The organism is Burkholderiales bacterium, from assembly GCA_036262035.1.
Taxonomy (GTDB): Bacteria; Pseudomonadota; Gammaproteobacteria; order Burkholderiales; family SG8-41; genus JAQGMV01.
On sequence record DATAJS010000007.1, the window covers coordinates 39,607 to 46,796 of the forward strand.

The following is a 7,190-nucleotide window of genomic DNA, read 5'->3' on the forward strand; positions in this document are numbered from 1 at the left end:
CCCCGGGTTGGGGCGCGCGGGCTGCGTGGTCCCGCGTTCAGGCGTGGTCGGACGATCTTACCCGAGGGTCGCGCCGCGGGCGTCGCGCGGGCGATGGGACCTTAGGCCTATTTCGCCGGAACGCGCGCGCTACGCTGCTCGGCTTCGGGAGCTTTGGAAGGCTCGGCTCTCTTCTCGGGCTCTCCGGCTTTCGGCGGCGCCTTGGCGTCGGATTTCCCCGAGTCCTTGTCGGCGGCCTTGGCCGCTTCGCCCTTCTCGTCCCTGGCGTCTTTCGCGCCCTTGTCCGGCGCGCGCGCCTTCTCCGGCGGTGGCGCCTCGCTGACGCGGCCGGTCGTCAGCTCGGCGCGCTGTCCGACCTTGAGATCGATCGTGCCGCCGCCGTCGGGCGCCTGCAGGGTGACCCGGCCGTCCGGCCGCACGCGGCCGGTCACGGGCAGGTTCGACAGCGCTTCCTTCTCGGGCGCGACGCGGTTGTTGAGCCACAGCGTCGACTTGCCGTCGCTGCGCCTCACGATGCCGTTGTAGGTGATGATCCGCGTCTCGGGCGGCGGGGGCTCGGCGGACTTCTGCGATCCCGCAGGCTCGGCCGTGCGCTTGGTGGCGCGCGCGACGTCGAGCTGCGCACGCTCGGCGGGCGTGAAGAAGAGCCGGCCGATCGGTTGTGCAGCGCCGGCTGTGTCGAGGACGAGCACGAGCGCGAGCGCGACGAAAGCGAGGCCGCGCATCATCCCTTCTTGTCTCCGGGTCCGGGCGGGCGCACCGTCAGCCAGCGCAGGTTGCATTCGGCGGAGAGCTTCGCCTCGACCTGCGTGAGATTGACCTCGTCCAGGTTCTTGAGCCGTCGCACCACGCAGTCGTCGACGGTGAAATAACCGCCGCCGCGGCGCGCGAGCGCCTCGAGGAATCGCGGCAGGTCTTCTTCGTGCAGCATGCCGAATCGCAGGTGCATGACCGACTCCTGCAGCAGGAGCTGGCCGGCGTTGAACTCGCTCGCGTACACGTACGGACGTTGCGCCGAGAGGTCGTAGTCGACGCCGAAGATGCGCGCTTCCTCGTTGGCCGCGCGCAAGGAGTCGAGCCACGTGATGCGTTGTTCTTCGCCGACGAACCCCGCGCGCGCGAGCTGCTGGTAGGCGCCGAGGTACTTCGAGATCAGCTCTTTCTCCTCGCCCGCGTTCGAGATCTTCAGCCGCGCCTGCCGCAGGTCGTTCTCGCGCTTGGTCAGGTCGGCGCGCGCGCTGTCGAGCACCGCGCCGGAGACGAAGATGATCGCGACCGCCGCGACGATCGTCACCAGGAAGGCGATGAGCGGAGTGCGCAGCGCGTCGATGTCCTGGCGGGTGATCATATGCGCGGCTTGAACACGACGACGAGCTCGAAATCGGCGACGTTCGCCTCGGCGCGCGAAGCGCTCTGCGTGTTACCGGAGAGCGCGGCGGTGGGGCTCACGTTGAGAGGCATCTTGGTCGCGCGCACCTCGGCGACCGCGGGGTTCTGCCGCAGCCGGTCGGCGAGACTGTTGATGGTGTTGATCGCCGCGCGATAGTCGCCGCGGAAAGGCCTGATCTCGCCGGTGATGTAGGCGCTCTGATGACGTCCCGGCGGCGGGTTCGATCCGCCCGTCTGGCCGCTGCGCGCGCTCGCGGGGCTCGCCGCGACGTTGTCGCCGCCGCGCTCGACGTTGGTCGTGCCGTATTTCCAGCCGAGCTCGCGCAGCACGACGTTCGGCGCCGGTGCGAGCGCGCTCGAGATCGCCGCCATCATCGGCACCGGGTCGCGCGCGCTGTCGCGCAGCGCCTTCGCGGTCTCCACCGCGCGCCTGAGGTTGTCGCCGCTCGTCGGCGAAGGCGGAAACTCGCGGGTGATCTGCTGGTACTGCAGCTCGTGCGAGCGGATCTGCATCGCGATATCGTCGGCCTGCGAGTTGACGCTGTACGCGCGCCAGCCGTTCACGCCGCTCCACAGGGCGGCGACCGCGCCGACGCTCGCGCACGCGGCGAAGATCGCGCGGCGCGCGCGGTAGCGCTTGTAACCGACCGTGACCGGCGCCGGGGCGATGTTGCCGACGATGGTCTGCAGGCCCAGGAGCTGGAGATAGATCGCGTCGGGCGAGGCCGCGACGACGCTCGCGTCCATGCCCAGCCGGGACGCGAGCTCCGCGCGGCCGATACGCAGGCAGTCGAGGCTCGGGTTGTCGCGTGCGATCGTCTCGGCGACCGATTCGAGCTCGTCGTCGCGATCGATGAGCAGCACCGTGAGGTGCTCGTCGAGCGTCGCGGTGCGCAGCGCGTGCAGGTACAGGCGCGTGTTCGAGATCTCGCCCGCATAGAGACGGACCGGATCGGTGCTCTTCGACGCGTCGCCGCGCGTGAGGCGCGACAGTCGGAACTGGCGGTCGCGGAAAAAGGTGAGCCTTAAGCCCCCGGTGTGCTGCGCGGCGAGCAGGATGTTGGGCGCCTTCACCTGCAGCTTGTCGACGAGCGCGCCGCTGACCATCGGCAGCAGGTACATCGCGCCGACCGGAAGCTCCTGCGCGGCGACGATCTTCAGCCAGTCGACCGGAATGTCCGGATTGGTGAGCGCGGCGAACAGATAGCGGTCGTCGCGGCGCTTGTCGCTTTCGCGCCCCTGCAGCCAGGCGCCGATGTACGGCGTGTTGCGATAGTGCTGGCGCAGCTTTCTCTGCACCATCTGCACGCGGTCGGGACCGAAGCTGTGCGGCAGCGTTTCGAAGCGGTAATCCTCTTCCACCGCGTCGACCATGATGAACACCGGCACGTTGGCGTGCGGCGTGAGGAACTGCCGGAAGTCGGCGAGCCCTTTCTCGTCGTGCGCGAACTGCTCGAGCTTCACGATCCTGCCGCCGCGCCAGTACGCGGCGGAAGCCTGCAGCGAGGAGACGCAGATGAGCAGTTTCTCTCTCACGGCCACCTAGAATTTCAGCTTGCCCAGCACATCATACACGGGCGACAACACAGACCACATGATCAGCGCGAGCACGAGCCCCAAGCCCAGCGTGAGCGCGGGCTCGAGCATCTTCAGCGCCTTGTCCACCGATTCGCGCACGTCGCGCGTGTAGAAGTAGTTGACGTTGCGCAGCGCCACGTCGAGCGCGCCGGTGTTCTCCCCGACGCGCAGCATGCGGATCACCAGAGGCGGGAAGATGCCGAGGTTGTGGAAGCACTCGGTGATGCTCGCGCCCGCCGAGACCTGCTGGCCGGCGCGCATCAATCCGTCGGCGATCACCTTGTTGCCGACGATGTCCTCGGACGTGCGCATCGCGTCGAGCACCGTGATGCCCGACTCGTACATGAGGGCGAAGAAGGTCGCGAAGCGCGCCAGGATGATCTTCTGCAGGATGGCGCCGACGACCGGGAGCTTGAGCTTCATGCGGTCCCAGAAGTACTGCATGCGCGAGTTCTTGGAGAACGAGAGCGCGAAAAAGATCGCGGCCGCGATGGGCACGCCGAACACGAGCGGCCACCAGGCGACGACGAAGTTGGACATCGCGATCAGCACGCGCGTCTGTATCGGCAGCGCAACTCCCATGGTCTTCAGCAGCCCGGTCACCTGCGGCACGAGATAGATGAGCAGGAACAGCACCACGCCGGTGACCACGATCATCACCATCACCGGATAGATCAGCAGCCGCTTGGTCTGCGAGGCGAGCTCGTCCTGCCACTTGAGCGATTCGGCGAGCTGCGCGAACACTTCGGGCAGGCGGCCGGTCTGCTCGCCCGCGCCGACGAGGCTCACGAACACCTTGTCGAACACCTCGGGGTGCGCGGCCATGCATTGGGACAATACTTTGCCGCCTTCCATGTCCTCGATCATGATCGTGAGGATCTCGCGGAAGCGCGGGTTCTCGAGCGAGTTGCGAAGGTCGCGCAGCCCCTCGAGGATCGGTATGCCCGAGCGGCTCATCTGCTCGACGTCGAAGCAGAAGTTGATGAGGTCGCGGCGCACGATGCGCCCGCCGCCCGAGAGCCGCGACGCCTTGCGGTCGACCTGCTTGCACGTGACGAGGTCGAGGTTCATGCGCCGCAGGCGCAGCTCGAGGTCGGCCTCGTTCACCGCGTCGAGGCCGCCGCGCACCGTGCGGCCCGTCTTGTCGACCGCCTTGTATTGGAATGACGACATCGCGGCTTACGCGTAGCGGCCGGTGAGGTCGACCGCGCGCGACAGCTCCGAGAGCGTCGTCACGCCGTCGAGCACGCGCTGCATGCCGGCTTCGGCGAGCGGCCTGAACCCCTTGGCCATGGCGGCCGTGCGCAGCTCCTTCGACGTGGAGCGCCGCGCGACGAGCTCGTCCATGTCGGCGTCCATGACGAGGATCTCCATGATCGGCGTGCGGCCGCGATAGCCTTTCTCGTCGCAGTGGCGGCAGCCTAGCGGGCGGTACAGCGTCGGCTCCTGCTCGGCATACGCGCCCAGCAGCATGCGCTCCTCGCGGCTGGGCGCGTACGGCTCCTTGCAGTGGGCGCACAGCGTGCGCACCAGACGCTGGGCGATGACGCCGATGATGTTGCCCGACATGATGTCGGGCTGGATGCCGATGTCGAGCAGCCGCGGGAACGCGCCGAGCGCGGAGTTGGTGTGCAGCGTGGTGAACACCTGGTGGCCGGTCATCGCCGCGCGGAACGCCATCTCGGCGGTTTCCTTGTCGCGCACTTCGCCGACCAGGATGATGTCCGGGTCCTGGCGCATGATCGAGCGGATGCCGTTCGCGAAGTCCATGCGTGCGACCTCGTTCACCGAGGTCTGGCGCATGAGCGTCAGCGGATATTCGACCGGGTCCTCGAGCGTCATGATGTTGACGGTCTCGTCGTTCACCTGCGCGAGCAGCGAGTACAGGGTCGTCGTCTTGCCGCTGCCGGTGGGGCCGGTGACGATGAGGATGCCTTCGGGCCGCGCCAGCATGAGCGCGAGGCGGTCGTTGACGTCCTTGGGCAGATCCATCTTGTCGAGGCTGATGATCGACTTCTCGCGGTCGAGCACGCGCAGCACGATGTTCTCGCCGTAGATCGTCGGCTGGGTGGAGACCCGGAAGTCGACCGGACGGCCGTTCAGCGTGAGCGACAGGCGCCCGTCCTGCGGCGCGCGCGTCTCGGCGATGTTCATGTCCGAGACGACTTTCACCCGCACCGTGATGCCCGGCATGTAGGTCTTGTGCAGGCTGCGCACGGTCTCGAGCACCCCGTCGATGCGGAAGCGCACGCGCAGGAACGCGTACTCCGGCTCGAAGTGGATGTCGGAGGCGCCGCGCTTCACCGCGTCGACGAGCAGCGCGTTGACCAGGCGCACCATCGGCTGGGTGTACTCGTCGCCGCCCGCCTGCAGGCTCTCCCAGTCGATCTCGCCGGTCTCGATCTCGCGCAGGATGCCGTCGACCGACAGCTCGTAGCCGTAGAACTGGTCGATGAAGTCTTCGAGCTGAGCTTCGGCCGCGAGCTGGGTCTTGATCTCGATGTCCGCGCCCAGCATCGCGCGCAGCTGGTCCATCGCGACGACGTTGAAGATCTCGGTCGTGGCGACGGTGAGCACCTGGTTGCCCCCGTGATAGGCGATCGGCAGGATGCGGTTGCGGCGCGCGAACTCCTGCGGCACCAGGCGCAGCGCTTCGCCGTCGGCGACGACCTGCGACAGGTCGATCGACTCCTGGCCGATCGTGCGCGCCATGATGTCGCGGATCGCGATCTCGGTGACGAAGCCGAGACGCACCAGCAGGCGCCCGAGGGGAATGTGGTTGTGACGCTGCTCGGCGAGCGCGATCGCGAGCTGGTCGGTCGTGATGAGGCCCTGCTGGACCAGCAGCTCGCCGAGCCTGAGTTTCTTCCTTTGTTCAGCCACGCAGGATGCCCGCTCGTCAGTCGAGCTGGGAGGACAGCGAGCTGATGCGCTCCCGCGCGTGCGCCACGCTGAAGTTCGCGCGCCCCGCGGAGGCGAGCTTGTCGGCGAGACGATAGAAGTTGAGGGCGAGCTTGCCCTGGCCGAGGTGATCGAGACCGACCGCCAGGTTGTACGCGTAGTCGGGGTTCGACGGTTCGAGGTGGTGCGCCTGGAAGTACGAAGCTTGCGCCTGTGCCCACAGCGACTGGTCGGCGTAGAGATTGCCGAGCACGAAGTGCAGGAACGGCGAGGGCTCGCGCGCGAGCAGCGTCTTCAGGCGCGTCTCCGAAGCGATCGGGTCGGCGCGTCCGACCAGGCCGATCATCGCGGCCTGCGCCTGCGGGTGACGCGGGTTCAGCTGGAGGATGCGCGTGTAGAAGCGCATCGCGTCGTCGGTGCGGTTTTCCTGGGCGGCGAGGTAGGCGAGGCCGAGCATCGCGTCGACGTTCTGCGGCTCGCTCTGCAGCGCGCGGCCGTACGCGCTGCGCGCGGCCTCGAGGTCGCCGGTCTGCAGCGCCGAATAGCCTTCGGACAGCGCGGGATTGAGGCGCGGCTGCGCGGCGACCGGGGTTACGGCGATGCGCTCGCGCGACGCGGCCGCGTCGGCGGCGGGGCCCTGCGCGGCCGGTGCGGTGGCGACGCGCGCCGGCGGGGCGGCGGGGGCGGGCCTCGACTCGCCGGCTCCGATGCTGCCGCGGTTGCTCGGCGCTTCGGCCGGCCGCTCCGCGACGCGCGGCGATTCGGGCACGCGCGGCGATTCGGCCGGCCGCGGGCTCTCGCCCGGCCGCGGGCTGATCACCGACGACGCCGAGATCGCGCCGCTCGGGGCGGCCGCTGCGGCCTCGGGCGTGGGCGCCGCAGCGGCTGTCGGTGCCGGTGGCGCCGCCGGCGGCGCCATGCCGGCCATCGGATCGGGCGACGGCGCGGTCGCGGTGGGCGCAGGCGCGGGCGCCGCAGCAGGCGGGGGAGGCGGCGGGTCGGATTGCTTGGCGGCCTGCCGGATGAACAGGCCGGGATTGCTGATCTGCAGGTACACGTACACGCCGTAACCCAGGCCGCAGAGCAGCGCGAGAGCGCCGACCATCGCGACCGGATTGCTGCGCAGGTACGTGAGCGCGTTGCTCGCGGCGCCGCCGCTCGCCTGCATCACGGTCGCCGCGCGCGCACGCTGCTGCTGTGCGTCGATGTCCTCGAGCGAGACCGCCGTCTGCTGGGTGCGGCGCGCGGCCGCGGCATCGCCGCCGAGGGCGGCGGCGGGCTTGCGCGCGGGGCTCGCGCCCGCGGCAGGCGCGACGGCCGCG

The 7,190-nt window shown here is 69.1% G+C and carries 6 protein-coding genes; all 6 read right to left on the reverse strand.

Features of this window, described 5'->3' with window-relative positions; genetic code table 11:
* Positions 1-107: 107 nt before the first annotated feature.
* A complete protein-coding gene (locus tag VHP37_05160) occupies positions 108-725 on the reverse strand; it encodes a hypothetical protein (GenBank protein HEX2825713.1) in 618 nt (205 codons plus the stop codon).
* A complete protein-coding gene (locus tag VHP37_05165; GenBank protein HEX2825714.1) occupies positions 725-1,348 on the reverse strand; it encodes a hypothetical protein in 624 nt (207 codons plus the stop codon). Before VHP37_05165 ends, VHP37_05160 begins: the two co-directional genes overlap by 1 nt.
* Positions 1,345-2,925: a hypothetical protein gene (locus tag VHP37_05170; protein ID HEX2825715.1), complete on the reverse strand. Its 1,581-nt coding sequence runs from the start codon at positions 2,923-2,925 to the stop codon at positions 1,345-1,347. Before VHP37_05170 ends, VHP37_05165 begins: the two co-directional genes overlap by 4 nt.
* A gap of 6 nt (positions 2,926-2,931) precedes the next feature.
* Positions 2,932-4,140 (reverse strand): type II secretion system F family protein, encoded by a 1,209-nt coding sequence (locus VHP37_05175; GenBank protein HEX2825716.1) that lies wholly within the window; start codon positions 4,138-4,140, stop codon positions 2,932-2,934.
* A 6-nt stretch (positions 4,141-4,146) separates the two neighbouring features.
* The gene (locus VHP37_05180; protein ID HEX2825717.1) at positions 4,147-5,850 is read right to left on the reverse strand and encodes a GspE/PulE family protein; all 1,704 of its coding nucleotides are present in this window, start codon (positions 5,848-5,850) and stop codon (positions 4,147-4,149) included.
* Between the two features lie 16 nt (positions 5,851-5,866).
* A partial coding sequence (locus VHP37_05185) for a tetratricopeptide repeat protein (protein ID HEX2825718.1) occupies positions 5,867-7,190 on the reverse strand: 1,324 nt, incomplete at its 5' end.

Coding starts and splice junctions, on each gene's coding strand:
- VHP37_05160 (HEX2825713.1), bottom strand. CDS start 725: ATGCGCGGCCTCGCTTTCGTCGCGCTCGCGCTCGTGCTCGTCCTCGAC.
- VHP37_05165 (HEX2825714.1), bottom strand. CDS start 1,348: ATGATCACCCGCCAGGACATCGACGCGCTGCGCACTCCGCTCATCGCC.
- VHP37_05175 (HEX2825716.1), bottom strand. CDS start 4,140: ATGTCGTCATTCCAATACAAGGCGGTCGACAAGACGGGCCGCACGGTG.